Consider the following 17,956-nt stretch of genomic DNA (forward strand, 5'->3'; position numbering starts at 1 on the left):
CGGAACAATGACAAATAGCTCGTATTGTTCAAGTTATTTTTGCTTGCGTCCTTAGTGCCGGGCGCTGCCCAGAAAGCTGAGGATTTCCGGTTTGGGCGTTACAGATGGGTTAGTCCACCTTCCCGCCTGCTGACCGGCGATGGAACGTGCGCCAGTCTCGACGACATCTCCGTCTATGGTTCGGCAGGGCCGACGGGCGACTTCCCCTTTTGGCGATGGCTATCACGCTTGCCGGGCAGAGGCTGTTCGAATCCTTGGACCGGCTTGTGAGCAGTACGACGACGGATCCGAACGCGGACCAAGTGACGGTTCGGCGGTTTCAGCCACTGTTACGCAAGTGGTGCACAGCGCAATACCCTTTCCGCATTCCGAGATTTGTCGGCCAAGCGATGATGTGCCCGCGCCAATCGCTTCGCGCTGCGCCGATCATCGGGCGCGCCCCGTCACCAATTCAAAGGCGCGAGCTTGCCGTTCAAGGGCGGCATGGAGCGGTCGGCTGAACGATTTCGTTCGGAGCGTTGACCGGTCATGCCAATCAGACCGAGGTGACATGTTCACCTGGCATGGAAACGGGCTTTTCGCGGCCGAGCAGCTTGAGCAGAACAACCACCCGATCTGCTGCAATGGACGAAACGATACCGCTCATTCCCTTCAACGGCCCATCTGAAACGCTCACCATATCTCCGGGCTCGAAGGGCGACCCGTTCTCATCCACCGAGCGAGCCTGCCGCTCCTCTAGGCAACGGATGGCCGACACCATCTCTTGGCTGATCTCGGCCAGTGTGTTGCCAAACTTGACAAGCCCGGTGACGCCCGGCGTGCTGCGAATTGGCGCGATGCTCTGTTCCGAGCGCGAGCAGCGGACGAAAGCGTAGCGCGGGAACATGACCTGCTGCCTCCTGGACCAACCACGAGTCGTTTTCTCCCAGCGGGTAAACATCGGAAGGAAGACTTCGTAACCTTGCTCTTCGAGCTTGCGCACGGCAGTCGCCTCTTGTCGGGGCTTGGTGAAGCAGACGTACCAGGGGGATGACGTGGGCGAAAGCTGAGGCACTGGCCTGGGCGCCAGCGTCGATCGACGGCGAACGATCGACGACGGCGGGAACAATTTGCGGGCGGCAAGTATCGACGCATCGGGCCCGCACCGTCAAGCGGCTTGCATGGCTGGCCCGCGTTCGGCGTAGCGCCACCGCGGAAATCCGACGCGCCAAAGGCTACTGCCTGATCGACGCGCCCGCTACGCGCTACGCCGGTTCAGCGCCCGCGTCCACACCAAGGAATGCGATCATCGTCGCCGTCTGGTTGATGTGCCCGATGTCAGCTTCGCCGTAGGTTGAAAAGCCGGCGGTCGGCAGCGAGAACAGCTTTGCGTACTCCTCGGTCTTATTCTGCGCCTTGAGTTCGAGCGTACGCAGGATGCAGTTGAAGTTGAGGATGCCGATAACTCGACCATCGCTGTTGGCTTCGGCCAGCGCACGCTGCGTATCGGCCAGTATGTCGGTCGACTGCAGGAGATCAAGCTCGATCCCTTCGCTGACAGCGCAGTAGAACTTCAGTGCATGGCCATCGAAAGCTTGTGGCGAACGGACGTAGGGTTCGTCTCCGTCCATCAGCCCGACCGGATTGGACATGAACCGGCTGCCCGCTTCCTCGACTGTTCGGGCGCCGACCGCCTCGCAGTAGGCCTCGCTCGCCGGCTTGCCGTCGAACTCGATGACTTCGCGTTTGGCGGCGTCGACGCGCGTCGGCGTCAACTGCTTGCCAGCACGACAGAATGATTGCGTCTTGATCACCCGGTAGCCGGCCGGGACGTGCAGGACAGCGAGAACCGCGGCGTTGCTCAGCGCCTCGCCGTCGGCAATCAGCGAGGTAGCGGAAAACGCCAAGTCGTCGCCGGACGAACCGCCGATGAAGCGCAAATCGGTCAGGTCGCCGAGGCGATCCATGACCGCTTCCTCTTTGCCCGATAGACCGTCCATCAGGACGATGCCGACATGCTGCCCGAGATCGCCATGAAGCAGCGCTCCGAGTTGTTGGCAGGCAGCGTCGACACGGCGTGGATTGCTCATGTCACCGACGACTGCGACGGCGACTTCGGCAGCGACCCTGCGGTCGATCGCCATTGCGACAATCGCGCCATCGGTCATTTCACCCGAAACGATTTCACCTGAGGTCGAGCAACCGATCGTGTGTGCTTCCGGCCATGCGCTCCGGGCCAGACGAGCAATTTCCCGAGCGTCATGCCGGGACGAATAGAAGACCAGAACGACGCTTGCCTCGGCACCCTGCAGTTGTGTGGCCAGCTCGCCAACCGCCTCGGCGGTCGCGGCCGCTTTCGATAAGGCTGTTTTGATCATTTGGGGCAACTCCTTGTATTTTTCTGGGCAGTACTGAATCGGGCGAGTTCAGATGGCAACGCCCATTTCTCTTGCGACGTCACGCACCTTGGCGAGCATCGCCGGATCGTCGGCTGAAGAAGGAGTCCAGCTTTCGGCCTTGATCCCTTTCAACAGGAGTTTGGTGCGGGTGGTACTGGCAACCGTCGGGTTGCCCTTGGCGCGCGCATCGATCAACTTGTTGATCAATACAAGAACTTGTCCGGCCACTTCTTGCATTCCTTTCATTCTGGAGGTTTTGATGCTGGTCTAGTCTGGAGGCGCAGCCGGCGCTCGCGGCCCGCCTGGTGCGCGGTGGCGACGCCCCGGATTCGCCATCGCCTGCACTCTGTGCTTACTGTCGACACGCGACAACTCGCTCCGGTCGTCCTGCCATGCCAAGCCTTTGTCATGATTCACGGGCGACCTCGATCGTACGCCACTGCCTCCAGAGACGCAACATCATCGTATAACGGCAAATTGCAGCGTATCGCGCGTCCCACCCGATATCCTATGGTCATGTCCGACCGAACCGCGGCAGGTTGCACTTCGTTGTCGCCACCGGCACGAGCTACAAACCGAGGACTGCGCACGACGAAAAATCTGATTGCCGGCAGAGGGCTGCCACAGCGAGAAGAGGATCAAGGCGTGCGCATTTTTGGTAATCGATTCAGTGATCGTGGCAACTTGCGACGCGTACCAGCCGGACTGGCGGGAGTGGTACAGCAAACGGAAGCGCGCTCGGTGGACGCGACCTCCGTTCTCGGTCTGTCGCATCGCCAGCTAGTGGGCCGCTCGGCAAGCCGGCACTTGCTTGCAGTTCTGGAAGGTGCCGGCGAGACTATTGTGGACTACGCTGGCAAGCCGTCTGCTCGATTCCCTGCTGGAGAGCCAGCCAGACGCGCGGCGAGTAGAGCATCGCCAGATGCCCGAGGCCGGGGATTGCGTTGTGCCGGCCCACGGAAAGCTGCAGCAAGCTTGCGGGAAGCACGAACTCATCGTGCGGGCTGTAAATGACCAAGGGGTGTACCGCTGCCGGCGGAACGGCCAGCGACTGCAGCCAGCGGCTACCGGGGCGCATCTGGCGCCCGTTCTCGCCCAGGCCCAGGTCGGCAAGCCGGCTGCCTTGATGCGGCGTGCCGAGCGTAATCAGGCGTTTGACCCGCGCATCGCCGAAACGCTGCAGATACGCGCGGGCGACCAGGCCGCCCATGCTGTGCCCGACGAGGACAAGCTGGCCGGCGCCAGTTTCTTTGAGCACGGCGTCAATCCGGCGCGCCAGCGGCTCGACGTAAGAATCGATCGCGGCGTAGATGGGCTCGAGGGTGATCGTCGCGACGGTCCAGCCGGCCGCCTCCAGACGTCGCCGCAGCCACCACCACGACCCGCGCGAACAGCAGTAGCCATGCACGAGGAGCACCGGCGTACCTCCTTGCGTGTCGCTCCGGGATGTTGCCGGGCGCAGGCGATCAGGCGCCATCCACCATCTTTCCAACGGGAAGATGACGATGAAGGTCAGTACGTGCGCCGCGTATTCGCCAAGCACCATGCCTAGCCGCTGGCCCGGCGAAAGGCGGGGCACGTCAACCGACCAGCGGCGGGCAAGCACATAGATGACGCTGATCAGCAGCGCGCGCAGGACGAGCACGCCAGCCAGCGCGATCGCTCCCGCGCTTGCCGGCGAAGCGTCGAAGCCATAAACCGCCAGCCCGACGAAGAAGGCAACTTCCAGCAGCAGGGCAAGAGCGAGTGAGCGCGCGAGCATCCGTTCAGGCTCCGTCAGGGAATCAGCGGGGGCGGACGACCTAGCAGCTCGGCGGCAAGCAGGCTGGCGTTGCGTGCCGTCAGGCCGTAGATCGAAAGCTGCGGGTTCACACCCAGACTCGTCGGAAACACCGATCCGTCATGCACCGACAGGTTTTCCAGCCAGAAGTGCCGCCCACGATGATCGACGACACCGCGCTGCGCACCGTCAGCCATGGCACAGCCGCCCATCACGTGCGCACTGACGACACGGCAGACGAACGGCTTCAACGGCAGCTCGGCGATTCCCTTCCTGGCTTCCGCCCAGCTCGTGTAACCGGTCGCGGCCTCATGCACCGGGCTAACCCAGCGTGCACCGGCGGCAAACTGAATCTCCGCCATGGCCAGCAAAGCGCGCCTGGCCGCTTCCCAGATGGCCTCGCCGAGCGGGTAATCGAGTACCGGCAGACCGTCGCTGCCGAGGCGAACCTGTCCGCCCCGGCTTTCTGGATGAAACCCGTCGCGCAACAGGGCGAGCAGCACGTTGGCATGGGTGAATTCACGCATCAGGCGCACGTGCGCCTCGCCAAAGCCTTGCAGCGTCGTCGCGTAGAGCACCGGATGAAGCGGTGCGGCCTCGAGCTTGAAGCCGAGCGGACCGTCGATCGGCGCCTGGTGCAGGAAGTGATCCGAGTAGATCGACTGCGGCGCACCCGCGTACGCGTCGACGCGATCCGGCATCAGCGCCGCCGAGATGACCACCGGGTGAAGGAAGGTCCGGCTGCCGAGCAGCCGCTGCGGATCGGGAACACCGCTGCGCAGGAGCAGCGCCGGACTGCCGATGGCGCCCGCCGCGACGACAAAATGGCGGGCCCGCAAATGCACGCGCCGGCCCGACGGACGAATGCCGTCGGCCTGCAAGGCAAGGCACTCGAGCGCGCTGATCCGGCTGCCGGCAAAGCGCAGACGTTCGCCGCGCAGACGCGTGCACAAGGTTGCGCCGCGCGCCAGCGCTGCCGGGATCGTCGTCAACAACATCGACTGCTTGGCGTTGGTCGGACACCCCATGCCGCAATAGCCAAGATTCCAGCAGCCCTTGACGTTGCGCCGAATGCTGCCGGTCGCGATGCCGAGTTGCTCGCTGCCGGCGACCAGCACCCGATTGTTGGGGTTCGGCGGCGTTTCCCAGGCGCGTACCGAGAGCTTGCTCTCCATCACGGCAAACCACGAACTCATCGCCGTGCTGCTCAGTTGGCGCAACCCGAAGCGGCGTTGCCAGTAGTCGAACACTTCGGGCGGCGTGCGGAAGCTGCTCGTCCAGTTGACCGTCGTCGACCCGCCAACACAGCGCCCTTGCAGAATGTTGATCGCCTTGTCGCTCGTCTTGCGCGCCGCCGATTCCTGGTACAACTCGGGATAGGCTTCCGCTTCGCGCATCTTGAAGTCGGCCGATGAACGTAGCGGGCCTTCCTCGACGAGGACGACGCGCAATCCTGCAGCGCTCAACAGCTCGGCCGTCACCCCCCCGCCGGCACCGGTGCCGACGATAACGACATCGGCTTCGAGAGTCGTCAGGTTGCGCGTCAGCAGCGAAGCATCGATGTGCCGCCAGCCGCCAGCCAACCCGCTCCGGATCGGATCGTTCATCAGAAATACCCCCGCGGAGGTCCCGGATAGCCAATCGCCTCCCAGGTGTCCTGATGCGCGTACCAGGCACCAAAAGTCAGGTCGTGCAGCGCGGCATAAGCGCTCTGCAACAGACTCAGCCGACTCGTCCGCCAGGACTGCAGGAACTCGGCTACCTCGGCGACGCTGGCTGCGCGCCACGACTTGCCGACACCAATGATGATCATCCGTCCGGGCGCCAGAACCATCAGCGAAAACAGCTCGCCGAGTTCCTTCTGTGTCGCCAGGGCGAGGCCGGCAATCTCCGTGCCGATCGCATCGACGGTCCGTTCGACGAGGCGCCGCCGCGCCTCGCGCTCGCTGGGTAGCGCTCCGTCGAGCAGCGCATTGGCGATCGCCGCGAGCATCTCGCGTTCGCCGACGGCAAAAGGACGTGCGCCGGCAGCGTTCAGCCAGCCGCAGAACGAGAGCAGCAGTCCACCGGCCAGGCCGGTGCGCAGGAACTGACGACGCGCGCCGTTCATCGCAGCAGCAACCCGGTCAGGCGCGCAAACAGCTTGCCGTAGGGCGGCTTGAACAAGCCGACTGCGGACAGTCTGGACTGGCGAAAGACCGCCTTGCGGACCGAAAACGTCTCGAATCCGGCAAAGCCGTGATAGCAGCCCATGCCGCTCGGGCCAACGCCACCGAAGGGGAGATCGTCCTGCGCGATGTGCAGGATCGTGTCGTTCACCGTCACGCCGCCGGAAACCGTCTGGTCAAGGATGCGTGCGATGCGCGTGCGGTCGTTGTCGAAGTAGTAGAGCGCCAGCGGCCGCGGCCACCGGTTGACGAAAGCAATCGCCTGGTCCATGTCCGCGTAGGGCAGCAGTGGCAGCAAGGGCCCGAAGATCTCCTCGCGCATGATGCGCAGATCGGCGTGCAGGTCAAGCAGCGCAACAGGCGGCAGACGGCGGGTCGCCGCGTCGGCAGTGGCACCGGGCGCCAGATCGACGACTTGTGCGCCGGCCGCCCGCGCCTCGGCGAGATACCCGACCAGGCGATCGTATTGGCGCCGGTCGACGATGGTCGAGTAGTCGGCGCTGCGCGCGATCTCCGGATAGCATCGGGCGATCACTTGCCGGGCGTGGGCAATGAACGCCTGTTCGCTGCCCGCCGGCAGCAGAACATAGTCGGGTGCGATGCACGTCTGCCCAGCATTCAGACACTTGCCGATGACGATACGCTCGACGGCGTGGGCAAAGCTGGCGCCGTCGGCTGAGCCAGGGCCGATGATGGCGGGCGACTTGCCACCGAGTTCGAGCGTCACCGGCGTCAGGTTCTCGGCCGCGGCGCGCATCACGTGGCGGCCCACCGGGGTCGATCCGGTAAACAACAGGTGATCGAAAGGAAGCCGGGCAAATTCCTGTGCGACGCCGACGTCGCCTTCAACGATCGACACTTCGTCGTCGGCAAAATGCCTGGCGACAAGCCCGGCGAGGAGCGCCGAGGTCGCCGGGGTATACTCCGACATTTTGATCAACACCCGGTTGCCTGCCGCGAGCGCCGACGCCAGCGGTGCAGCGGCCAGAAAGACCGGGTAGTTCCAGGGCACGATGATCCCCACCGCGCCCAGCGGCTGATAACGCACCTCAGCCCGCGCCGGCTGGAACCAGAGGGAAACCGCACGTGCCTCGGGACGCATCCAGCGCGCCAGATGGCGGCGGGCATGGCGGATGGCTTCGTGACTTGGAAACAGTTCGAGCAGGCGGGTCTCAGCCGACGATCGATGCCCGAAATCGCGTCGTACGGCGTCGGCGATTGCCGTTTCATTGTCGAGCAGCAGCCGATCAAGGGTGTGCAGGCGGCGCTCGCGCAACTCTCGCGGCGGGTTCGGATCGAGCCGTGCCGCCGTGTGTAATCGGGAGAACCGGACGAACAGCGAATCGGAGTGCGACATGCGCCTTTCCTCTCTATCTGGGTGAGCAGCAGAAGTGTATGCCTTGCCGCACACTCCTGTTAGGCTCGCCCCTCTAAACACGGCGCTGGGCGGCACAGGATAATGCATGGTCATGGATGACTTGACGACTTCGCACGATAAGCAGCGCAGCGCCGATGCTTTGCGCCAGCACCTGAAATCGGCCAAGGCTCTACGCGAGCTCGCCAATGTCGCACCGCTTGCCGCAGACCATCGCCTGCGCCTGCGTGCCTGGCAAGCGGCCCGCCTGGCCCGCACGCACACCGACCTGCTGACCAGCCGGCGCTACGCGCAGGCAGCGCAGTTCTTTCTCTCCGACCTCTACGGACCAAAGGACTTCAGCAGCCGCGACGAAGAAGTCGAGCGCATTCTTCCGCTACTGATCAAGATGCTGCCCGCCTCGGCGCTGCATACCGTCGCCCTGGCGGTCGAACTGGACGCGCTGACCGAAGAACTCGACTCGGCGATGGTCGCCCGGTTGCACCGCGCCGGCCTGATCGAGCAGATCGACGACGACGCGTATGCGACCGCCTACCGCGCTGTCGGCCGTCGGCCAGAACGCGAGCGCCAGATCGTGCTCATTCGCCAGACCGGCGAAGCGCTTGACCGACTGGCGAGAAAGCCGTTGCTTGCCGGTCTGCTCAAGCTGATGCACGCACCGGCGCAACTGGCCGGACTCGCCGACCTGCACGAGTTCCTTGACCGCGGTTTCCGGGCTTTTCGCGGCATGGGTGCGGCGGGCGAGTTCCTCAACTTGATCGAGTCCAAGGAGAAGACGCTGCTCGACAAGCTGTTCGCCAATGCCGACGAGCCCTTCGCGCTCTGAGCGCTGAAGAACCCTCACGCATAGCTCCGAATGCCCCGGCGCCAGCGAAGGCCAAGGCCGGACAGGTGGATTGGTATAGAATGGGTGAGCTGACGCCGACGATCAGCCGCGTTGAAGGTGCCAGCAGAAGTTCCGGCCAGGCGCTTCGTACACGCCGTCACACAACGGAACGCAGAACATACAGACGCGTCGCGCTTCGATCGGTAGCATTCGAATTGTCGCCGGGGCGCTCCTCCCCCCTCCCCCCCCTCCCCCGGATCGTCACGGCGACAGCAGCACCGGCCCGCCCAGTCCTCTCCCTCTGAGCGGGCCTTTTTTCGCCCGGCGTTCGGCGCCGAGCAAGAGAAGGCCGGTTGCCCGTGATGGCACGGCAGACGACCGGGCATTACAATACGCGACGCTTTTCGTGCGCAGTACGACGCAACAAATCTAACCGCAGAGAAAGGAGGCAGCAGGCTGATGGGACCCACACAAGCGAGCTTCTTCTTACGCCAGCCAGGCGGCTCGGCGGTCGGCATCATCGGCCGATTGCTGGCGATTCTTGCGGGCGCGGCCCTTTTCGTCGTCGGCCTGATGTTCTCCCTGGTCGCAGTCGGCGTCGTACTCTTCGCCGGTCTGCTGCTTTTTCTTTACGCGAAGTGGCGGACGCGGCATCTGCGCCAGCAGTTGCGCGAGGCACACGCCCGGCACGCGCAGCGCAGCCGGCAAGCGGAGACCGATACGCGCGGCCTGGTCATCGAAGGTGAAGTCTTGACCGCCGAGTACGATACGCCGGCAAGCGAGGCTGCGCCTCGCCTGGATAAGCGCTGAACGGCCTGACGGGCTGGGCAATGGCACGCACCGCAAGCCTCCTGCTGCTGCTGGCTGCTGGCGCCTCGCTCGCGCCAGCGGCCAGCGCGCAGAATGAACGCTTTCCGTCATGTCTGGCAGCGCTGCGCGCCGATGCCCCGGCGCGCGGCGTTTCGGCCGCGGCGTTCGACCGCCTGACGCCGGGTTTGTCGCCGGACATGAGCGTGCTCGAATTTCTCGACTATCAACCGGAATTTCGTACGCCGATCTGGGACTATCTGGCCGGACTGGTTGATGAGGAACGGGTCAGCGATGGAATCGCCTTGCGTGAAAAGTGGGCCAGCACGCTGGCCGCCGCCGCCGAGCGCTATCAGGTCGATGCGGCGACCGTCGTCGCCGTCTGGGGAGTCGAAAGCAACTACGGGCGCAACTTCGGCAAGCGGCCGCTACTCACCTCGCTGGCCACGCTCGCCTGCTTCGGCCGCCGCCAAGCCTACTTCCGCGGCGAATTCTACAGCACGCTGAAAATCCTCGCCGCCGGCGACATCGCACCCGAACGCCTGGTCGGCTCGTGGGCCGGCGCCTTCGGCCACACGCAGTTCATGCCCTCGACGTTTCTCCGCCTGGCCGTTGACGGCGATGGCGACGGCCGCCGCGACCTGATCGACAGCATTCCGGATGCGCTCGCCTCGACCGCCAACTTCCTGCACCGCGCCGGCTGGCGGCTGGGTGAGCCCTGGGGCTACGAAGTCGTCCTGCCGCCGGGTCTTGACACGAGCAACGCCGGGCGACGCAACAAGCGAACACTGGCCGAATGGAAATCGCTGGGTGTGCGCCGCGCCGACGGTCAGGCGCTCCCGCCAAATGATGCAGCCGCCGGACTGCTCCTGCCCGCCGGACGGCAAGGTCCGGCTTTCCTTGTCCTGCGCAATTTCGACGTGATCTATGGCTACAATGCGGCGGAGAGCTATGCCCTGGCGATCGCCCACCTGGCTGACCGGCTGCAGGGCGGCAAGCCGTTTGTTGCCGCCTGGCCGACTGACGATCCTGGCCTGTCACGCCGCGAGCGGCGTGAGCTGCAGACGCTGCTGGCTGCGCGCGGGCACGAGATTGGTGAAATCGACGGCATGCTCGGCGCCAATTCGCGGCGCGCCATCGAGGCCGAGCAGAAGTTGCTTGGCCTGCCGGTCAATGGGCGCGCCGGGCAAAAGTTGCTCGCCGCACTGCGCCTGCGCAACCCAGGCCGCTAGGGACCGCAAGCCCGGCGGTGATCGGCTCAGCCCCCTGCTGCTCCGCGGCAAGATCAGCCGGACCTGAAGTCCCGTTGCGCGCAGCGACCCGACGTTGCCGGACGACCGGCCATACGCTCCGCCGCCAGAGCGTGCTGGCCAGCCGCCAGCCGAGCACGCGGTGTTGAGCGTTGCCGATCTGGCGAGGCGCTACGCCGGCGCGACTCGCCCCTTGTTCAGCAGCCTCAGCTTTGCCGTCGCAGCAGGCGAAATCGTTGCCCTGGTCGGCGAGTCTGGAATCGGCAAGAGTACTCTGCTCAACTGCATCGCCGGCCTCGACACCCCGGAAACGGGCGCCATACGAATCGGTCGCCAGCAGACAGACATCGTTCGTCTCGACGAAGCCGGGCGTGCCGCATTGCGCGCGCGCCAGATTGGTTTCGTCTTTCAGGCGTTTCACATCCTGCCGACGCTCAGCGTCGAACAGAACATCGCTGTGCCGCTGCTTCTCGGGGGCGTCGCGGCGAAGGAACGCGCGCAACGGATCGAGGCATTGCTCGTTCGCGTCGGCCTGAACGGCTTTGCGCACCGCCGGCCGGCCACGCTTTCCGGCGGTGAGTTGCAGCGCGTGGCCATCGCCCGTGCGCTGGTGCATCGGCCAGGCCTGATCCTTGCCGACGAACCGACCGGCAATCTCGACCCACGCATCGCCGGCGAAGTCCTCTCGCTGCTGCTCGAACAGGTGCGCGAAGAGCAGGCGGCAGCGCTGATCGTCACCCATTCGCTGCCGCTTGCCTTGCGCTGCGACCGCATCCTGACCTTGACGCCCGAAGGCCTGCGGTGAACACGCTGGCCGCCTGGCTGATCGCGGCGCAGTTTGCCAACCGGCGTGCAACAAGCCTGCTGTCGCTGCTCGCCATCGCGCTTGGCGTCGCTCTCGGCTACGCCATCCACCTGATCAACGACACCGCGCTGGCTGATTTTCGCCAGGCGATGCGCAGCGTGCAAGGCGAGCCCGATGCCATCGTTGCCGCACGCGACACGACCAGCAGCGTCGCGCTGTCGCTGGTCGACGAACTGACGCGCGACCCGGCAGTACTCGTCGTCGCACCGGTCATCGAAGTCCGCGTCCGGATCGACCAGCACCCGCTGCCCATCCGCCTGATCGGCCTCGACGTATTCAGCGCACCCGCGGTGATGCCGGCGCTGCTGCCGGAGGGAGGCGAAGCGGCGGCCAGCCGTGCCATTCTGGACGGCGGTGTCTATGCCTCACCCGCCCTGCTCGACAAGCTGGCGCTCTCCCCGGGCGATCGCCTGACGCTGTGGCGCGGCAATTCGCGCTGGCCGGCGAGGCTCGCCGGTAAGCTGCCCGGCAGCCGCCCGGGCGACTTGCTCCTGATCGCCGACATCGCCTGGGTGCAAGCGCATTTCGGCCCGCCCACCGGGGTCGGCGAAGCTCGCATCCGGCTTGCCCCCGGCGTCGATGCGGCGCGCTGGCGTAAGGCGCTGGCCGAACGACTGCCAAGCGACCTGCTCATCCGCAGCGACGACGACGACAGTGCGCGAGTGTCCAACCTGTCGCGCGCCTACCGGGTCAATCTCAACGTACTTGCCCTCGTCGCATTGCTGACCGGCGCTTTCCTTGTCTTCGCAACGCAACTGACCGCGGTCGCCCAGCGCTCGAGCCAGTTCGCTCTGCTCGGCGTGCTCGGACTGCCACCGCGCCGACTGATGCTGCAGATCCTCGGCGAAGCGCTGGCGATGAGTCTGCCTGGCGCCCTGCTCGGACTGGTGCTGGGTTATGCACTGGCCGCCGGCTTCACCCAGACGCTAGGCGGCGACCTCGGTGGGGGCTACTTCTCGGGCAGCGCGCCGACGATCGTCGCTCACCCGCTTCCGGCGCTGGGCTTCCTGGCCCTAGGCTGCGCCGCCAGTCTGGCCGGCGCAGCCTATCCGGCCTGGCTGAATCGCCGGCAGATTCTGGCGCAAGCGTTGAAAGGCGGGTTCGCCCAGAGGCCGGCGAGCCGCGGTGCGCGCGGCCTGCGGCTACCCGCCTTGCTCGGTCTGCTGGCGTATGGCCTGGCGCAGTTGCCACCTTACGGCGATTTGCCGCTCGCCGGCTATGCGTCGATTGCTTTGCTCCTGGTGATGGCAATTGCCGCTGCGCCCTGGCTGACCGAAAGGGTTTTTGCCATTTGTGCCGAACTGCCACTTGCCGCCCACCAGCGCATCGCCTTGCAGAATGTCGCGCAAGCACCGCTGCTGGCACAGGTTGCCGCCAGCGGCCTGATCGTCAGCTTTGCCCTGACAGTGAGCATGGTCACCATGGTGGCGAGCTTCCGCGTCGCCGTCGACCGCTGGCTGGACGATGTGCTGCCGGCGCCGCTCTACCTGCGCGGCAGGGCGAGCCCTCTGCCGGATGAGTTGCTCGCTGCTTTGCGCCAAGCCGATTCACCGTTTGCCCGCTTCGAACAGACGATGCATGCGTCACTGGCCCTCGACGTGCAGCGACCAAACGTCGCCCTGATCGTACGCGAACTCGATCGTGACAACCCCGGATCCCGCCTGCCATTCACTGGAGCGATCAGCCAGCCGCCGCCGAACCAGGTGGTGGTCTGGATCAGCGAAGCCGCGCAGGAGCTCTACCGGCTGCACAGTGGCGAAAGCGCCCGCCTGCCGCTACTGGGACGCGAGGTCGAGGTCTTCATCGGCGGAGTCTGGCGCGATTACGTACGCCAGTTCGGCGCCATCGTGATCAGCCGCGCCGACTACGAGCGCTTGGGCGGTCGTTTCGCGGCGAGCGACCTGGCGCTCTGGCCGCAGGCCGGGCGCAGCACTGCAGCCGCTGCCTGGCTGGCACCGCTCGCCACCAGGTTCGGTTGCGAGGTGGCGGACGCCGGAGAAATCCGTCAGTTGAGCCTGTCGATCTTTGACCAGAGCTTTGCCGTGACGCATGCGCTGGAGGCGGCCGCCATGCTGATCGGCCTCTTCGGCCTGGCCGTAACGCTCCGCGCCAGTGTCTGGTTGCGCGCGCGCGAGCTGGCCACGCTCGGCGCACTTGGCTTCGACCGCGGGATGATCAGCCAGGCGGTGATCCTCGAAGGTGCACTGATCGCCGCCATCGGCTTGCTGATCGGCCTGGCCTGCGGGATCGCGATTGGTGCCGTGCTGACCTACGTCATCAACCCGCAGGCTTTTCACTGGCGGATGACGCTCAGCGTGCCGTGGTCAAGCGCGCTCGCCGGCGCTGCGCTCACCCTCGTCGCCGCTGCCATCGCCAGCCGCTCCGCCGCACGCCTGGCGACCCGCTTGCCGTTGGCGCAGATTCTTTCCGACAGCCAATAGGCGAGAGGCACACATTCGTGTACCGCCGAACCTTCCTGCGCTGCGCCCTTCTGCTCCCGACGCTGGCGCGCGCCGCCAACCCCGCGACGGTTTCGCCCTACCCCGCGGTCGTCCCTGGACGTCGCCTGGTTTTCCCGCGCGACCACGCTGCACACCCCGAGTTCCGCACCGAATGGTGGTACGTCACCGGCGCGCTCGACACCCCACAAGCGGACATCGGCTTTCAGTTGACGTTCTTTCGCAGCCGCCCGGGAATCGCCGAGGGCTTGCCGTCGCCGCTCGCCGCGAGCCAGATCCTCTTCGCGCACGCCGCACTCAGCTTGCCCGGCGACCGCCTGCGGCATAGCGAACGCAGCGCTCGAGCCAATCTTGGCGGCAGTTTTTCGACAGACGATTGCGACGTGCGCATCGGCGCCTGGCAGATCTTGCGCGAGCAGCTCAGCGGCGGCGAGATCTTCCGCCTGCGCATGCAAAGTGCGCAGTTTGCCTACGACCTCATCCTTGCGCCAACGCAGCCGCCGATGCTGCAGGGCGAAGACGGTTACTCGCGCAAGGGACACGCGCCCGGCCTGGCCAGCTACTACGTGAGCTGGCCGCAGCTGCACACCACCGGAACGCTGGTCTTCGACGGCCGACGGCACGCAGCCAGCGGACGCGCCTGGTTCGATCACGAGTGGTCAACGGCCATCCTCGGCGGGGGCGCCGTCGGCTGGGATTGGGTCGGCATCAATCTGGCCGACGGCGGGGCCCTGATGGCTTTCCGCCTGCGCGACCGGCACGGGTCGACCGTTTTCGCGCACGCCGCCTGGCGTCAGGCGAATGGCCAGATACAGCGTTTCGACGATCGATCGACAAGCTTCACGCCGCGCCGAATCTGGTCGTCACCGCGCAGCGCGGCACGCTATCCGGTCGAGCTGGAAATCCGTCTTGGCGAGCGCGTGCTGCGCACGCTGCCACTCCTCGACGATCAGGAACTATCGACCAGCCGCCCGACTCCCGTGACCTACTGGGAAGGCCTGGTCAAGCTTGAAGGAAGCTTCAACGGCCGCGGCTACTTGGAGATGACCGGCTACGCCGGCAACTTGCAACTGTGACCTGCAGCGCCCCGGCGGCAAGCGCCCGAGGCTCAGCAATTGCCCTTCTTTGCCTGACCGGGCGGGCAATGGTAGCCGCGCCCGTGCGCCGGGCCTTGCCCGGCGCTGGCGGCTGGCGCCTTTGCGTGATTTTTCTCCCAATAGACGGGGTCGCGCCAAGTTCGGCCGTCCCAGTAGTAGCCGCGCCGGTCGCGCTCACCGATGCTGATCGTCGTGCCGCCGCTTTGAATGCGAACGCCCGGAATGCTGACGTTCACGTCTGCAGCCAGGACTGACGAGGACAGGGCGGTGAGGCAGGCAAAGCCGAGAGCAAGCAGCGTCTTCATATGGGTTTTCCGGGAAATGGGGTGGGTAGGGCGGCAGGAGACAACGAAACAACGGGAGGAACAGCCGCCCGGTTGACCGAACTCGGCCGAGCGTGGCCGCCGCCCGCCGGAACGGGAGCACCGCCTCTGGCCCCGGCCTTATCCCCGTACGCCCCGCGAACACCGATCACAAACCAAGAAAATCCTTGATCTTGCCAAGCATTCCAGACTTCGGAGCAGGGGCGTCGGCAAGAGGCGCGTCGAGAAACTGGCTGGTAAAGCTGTCGATGGCAAGTTCGCGTCGCCACAGGATCTCGGCGATCGCCTCGGCGATCTGCGGCCGCGAGCGGATCAACTCTTCGAGCGTCGCCCGATCGAGCCGATAGCAGAATACGTCGGTCCTGGCGATTACCGTGTCCCGACGCGCCTCGCCGGTCAACACGCCGCGCTCGCCAAACGTCTGACCCGTCTGGATCGTCCGGAAAAGCTGCCGCGGCTGACCGGGAAGGTCGATCCACACATCTGCCTCACCGGCGGCCAGAAGGTACAGCCAGTGCGCTGCGTCGCCCTGATGGTAGATGATGTCTCCGGCAGCAAACGGGGCATCGACCAGATGCTCGCTCACCGTATGCAGTTCCTCTTCCTGCAGGCGAGCAAACAGTTCGACCTTGCGCAAGTCGAGGACTCGCCGCTCGATGTCTCGCCGGCGCAACGATTGTCGATACGCATCGTTCTCCTTGGTCACGTGCACCGACTGGCCGGGAACGGCCAACTGCATGCCGGCGCGTTGCAAGGCGGCGAGAACGTGCACGCGTACCGCCGAATCGGTCGGGTCGTCGGGTTGCGGATCAAGCATCCAGTAGCGCAACGCGTAACGCGCATAGCCCGCGCCGAAGTCCATCAGTACGCAGGTCGGCGCGGGTTCACGCGCCACATTCGGAATTTCGGCCGTGGCAATGGTTCTTTCGACGTTGCCGATGACCTGTGCCGGCGGCGAATCGTAAGTCACGTTGAACCAGACCCAACGTCGCCAGGGCCAGTCCTTCCGATCAACCCGGCCGAAGACGATGAAGCGCCCCTTCATCAACTGGCTGTTGGGAACAACGACGAGCTCGCCGTTGCGCGTGCGGATCGTCGTCTGCCGCCAGCGAATCTGCGTCACCTGACCGCTCAGGTCGTCAAGACGGATCCAGTCACCCGTCTGCAGCGAGTTGTCGAGTTGCAGCGCGACCCCGGAGAGAATATTGCCCAGGGTATCCTGCATCGAAAAGGCCAGCACGGCGGTAATCACCGCCGAGGTCGTCAACAGACTTGCCGGATCGAGGCCAATCAGGTGCAGGCGGGCCATGATGAAGGCGCCATAGATGACGAGCAGAATGATATCCTCGGCAATCCGGGGCAGGATGAGCCCGGCGCGGGGCAGCACGACACGGTACAGGAAGCGCGCGACCAGGCTGAAGAAGGCCATTCCCGACCCGATGATGAAGAACTGGTGCGCCATCAGCGCCATGCGCGAATAGTCGAGCGCTTCCAGCAACGCCGCACCCATCTGTCCGCCGAGGCAGATCAGGAAGGTCGCCACGGTCTTGCCGATTCGTCGCTTTTCGTTGGGCAGGAAGCGCAAGGAAAGAAGCGTCACGATGACAAAAAAAGCGATGACGAACTTCGTTTCAGGTAACCAGAAGTACGCCAGCATCCTTGACATCATTGCTTCCACGAGCTTTCCTCCCGACTCTCAGGCGACCCTGGGGCTCGCCGCAGGGAGGGTCCGACAGCGACCGTCCGGCTTCCTGCGACAAACGCTGTCCGCGCGGCAATGGCGGCGGCCGCCACCGGACGGAGATGGCGCAATGTAGCTCAACTTCAGGTCGATCGCCACACCGCTCGGGTGCGCCCAGGCCAGCGCCGTGTTTCGCCGGCAGGCGGGTGCGATGCCTCCCCCGCGCAGGTCGACGAACGCCGCATCCGCTGAGGCACTTGCCAGCAGACCTGAGCACAAGGGCTGGATTTCCGGTGGCACCTCGACCGGGCAAAGCTGCGCCTCGGCGGTCGGAAATCGGGATGCGACTGCCCGGCGACTTGCACGACAGGTGAGCGCTGAGGCCGGGCTGGCCGCCTCCTCGTCGATAGCCACCGGAGAATGGCGCAAGAATCCGGCAAGCCCTTGCCGTCGCTCAGCGTTGATCCGCTTGCGGCACTCGGCCACTGAGTGGACTTCGAGCCGCCAACGGCACAACGCGAGCGCGGCAGCTTGGGCTTGGTGCACGCGCTCCAGCAGGGGCCCCAGTCTTGCCGCGTCCAGACAGAAGACTTTTTGGCCGATCGCAACCCTATCGCGCAAGCTGCCGAGGGCGTTCCGGGGTGCGCTGGCTCTCCCCTGAAGCATGATGTCTTATCAACCGGAGAAGCCAGACTGATCGGGGGTACCGGATGAACACATTGCGGCTTTACAACCAATGTTGTTGACTTGATCGGGCCACGAAAAGCGCTATAATGCGCTCCTCCTTGCCCGGATGATCGTCGCAAAAGGTCCGTGGCCAGGCGCAGCGCCGCTGGCATAGCCAAGTCGATCTTGTCGGCCGAGGTGTCAAGCAATGCGGGGCTGCAAGCAATGGAGTGGTAGTTCAGTTGGTTAGAATACCGGCCTGTCACGCCGGGGGTCGCGGG

General features: G+C 65.2%; 15 protein-coding genes. 6 read left to right on the forward strand and 9 right to left on the reverse strand.

Translation table 11 applies throughout. The features are described from left to right. Positions 1–535: 535 nt before the first annotated feature. The 7 genes from RKP46_RS14935 to RKP46_RS14965 form a co-directional block, all read right to left on the reverse strand. Positions 536–1,054: a transcription termination/antitermination NusG family protein gene (locus tag RKP46_RS14935; RefSeq protein WP_311107366.1), complete on the reverse strand. Its 519-nt coding sequence runs from the start codon at positions 1,052–1,054 to the stop codon at positions 536–538. Between the two features lie 190 nt (positions 1,055–1,244). Continuing rightward, positions 1,245–2,357 (reverse strand): FIST N-terminal domain-containing protein, encoded by a 1,113-nt coding sequence (locus tag RKP46_RS14940; protein ID WP_311107367.1) that lies wholly within the window; start codon positions 2,355–2,357, stop codon positions 1,245–1,247. 48 nt (positions 2,358–2,405) lie between these two features. After that, on the reverse strand, positions 2,406–2,624 hold the full coding sequence (locus RKP46_RS14945; protein WP_311107368.1) for a hypothetical protein: 219 nt from the start codon (positions 2,622–2,624) through the stop codon (positions 2,406–2,408). Between the two features lie 592 nt (positions 2,625–3,216). After that, a complete protein-coding gene (locus RKP46_RS14950; RefSeq protein ID WP_311107369.1) occupies positions 3,217–4,140 on the reverse strand; it encodes an alpha/beta fold hydrolase in 924 nt (307 codons plus the stop codon). A gap of 14 nt (positions 4,141–4,154) precedes the next feature. Further along, positions 4,155–5,765, reverse strand: a complete 1,611-nt coding sequence (locus tag RKP46_RS14955; RefSeq protein ID WP_311107370.1) for a GMC family oxidoreductase — start codon at positions 5,763–5,765, stop codon at positions 4,155–4,157. Further along, positions 5,765–6,268, reverse strand: coding sequence for a hypothetical protein (locus RKP46_RS14960; RefSeq protein ID WP_311107371.1), 504 nt, complete (start codon positions 6,266–6,268; stop codon positions 5,765–5,767). The genes RKP46_RS14955 and RKP46_RS14960 overlap by 1 nt, the downstream gene beginning before the upstream one ends. Continuing rightward, entirely contained in the window at positions 6,265–7,683 is a 1,419-nt protein-coding gene (locus RKP46_RS14965; protein WP_311107372.1) for a coniferyl aldehyde dehydrogenase, read from the reverse strand. Before RKP46_RS14965 ends, RKP46_RS14960 begins: the two co-directional genes overlap by 4 nt. 112 nt (positions 7,684–7,795) lie before the next feature. Here RKP46_RS14965 and RKP46_RS14970 point away from each other — a divergent pair, with 112 nt between their 5' ends. The 6 genes from RKP46_RS14970 (at position 7,796) to RKP46_RS14995 (ending at position 14,984) form a co-directional block, all read left to right on the forward strand. Further along, complete coding sequence (locus RKP46_RS14970; protein ID WP_311107373.1) at positions 7,796–8,527, forward strand: FFLEELY motif protein; 732 nt, start codon at positions 7,796–7,798, stop codon at positions 8,525–8,527. Between the two features lie 459 nt (positions 8,528–8,986). After that, on the forward strand, positions 8,987–9,337 hold the full coding sequence (locus RKP46_RS14975; protein WP_311107374.1) for a hypothetical protein: 351 nt from the start codon (positions 8,987–8,989) through the stop codon (positions 9,335–9,337). Between the two features lie 20 nt (positions 9,338–9,357). Further along, a complete protein-coding gene (locus RKP46_RS14980) occupies positions 9,358–10,566 on the forward strand; it encodes a lytic murein transglycosylase (RefSeq protein ID WP_311107375.1) in 1,209 nt (402 codons plus the stop codon). Between the two features lie 160 nt (positions 10,567–10,726). Then, entirely contained in the window at positions 10,727–11,389 is a 663-nt protein-coding gene (locus RKP46_RS14985) for an ABC transporter ATP-binding protein (RefSeq protein WP_311107376.1), read from the forward strand. Further along, the gene (locus tag RKP46_RS14990) at positions 11,386–13,890 is read left to right on the forward strand and encodes an ABC transporter permease (RefSeq protein ID WP_311107377.1); all 2,505 of its coding nucleotides are present in this window, start codon (positions 11,386–11,388) and stop codon (positions 13,888–13,890) included. The genes RKP46_RS14985 and RKP46_RS14990 overlap by 4 nt, the downstream gene beginning before the upstream one ends. 17 nt (positions 13,891–13,907) lie before the next feature. Continuing rightward, positions 13,908–14,984, forward strand: a complete 1,077-nt coding sequence (locus tag RKP46_RS14995) for a lipocalin-like domain-containing protein (protein WP_311107378.1) — start codon at positions 13,908–13,910, stop codon at positions 14,982–14,984. A 32-nt stretch (positions 14,985–15,016) separates the two neighbouring features. Here the strand turns inward: RKP46_RS14995 and RKP46_RS15000 are convergent, their stop codons facing one another. Beyond that, positions 15,017–15,310 carry a DUF2502 domain-containing protein gene (locus tag RKP46_RS15000; RefSeq protein WP_311107379.1) on the reverse strand — a complete coding sequence of 98 codons (294 nt, stop codon included), beginning with the start codon at positions 15,308–15,310 and terminating at the stop codon, positions 15,017–15,019. Positions 15,311–15,476: 166 nt separating this feature from the next. Next, on the reverse strand, positions 15,477–16,997 hold the full coding sequence (locus RKP46_RS15005; protein WP_311107380.1) for a mechanosensitive ion channel domain-containing protein: 1,521 nt from the start codon (positions 16,995–16,997) through the stop codon (positions 15,477–15,479). Positions 16,998–17,956: the final 959 nt, after the last annotated feature.

Source organism: Accumulibacter sp., from assembly GCF_031732815.1.
In the GTDB taxonomy this organism is placed as follows: Bacteria; Pseudomonadota; Gammaproteobacteria; order Burkholderiales; family Rhodocyclaceae; genus Accumulibacter.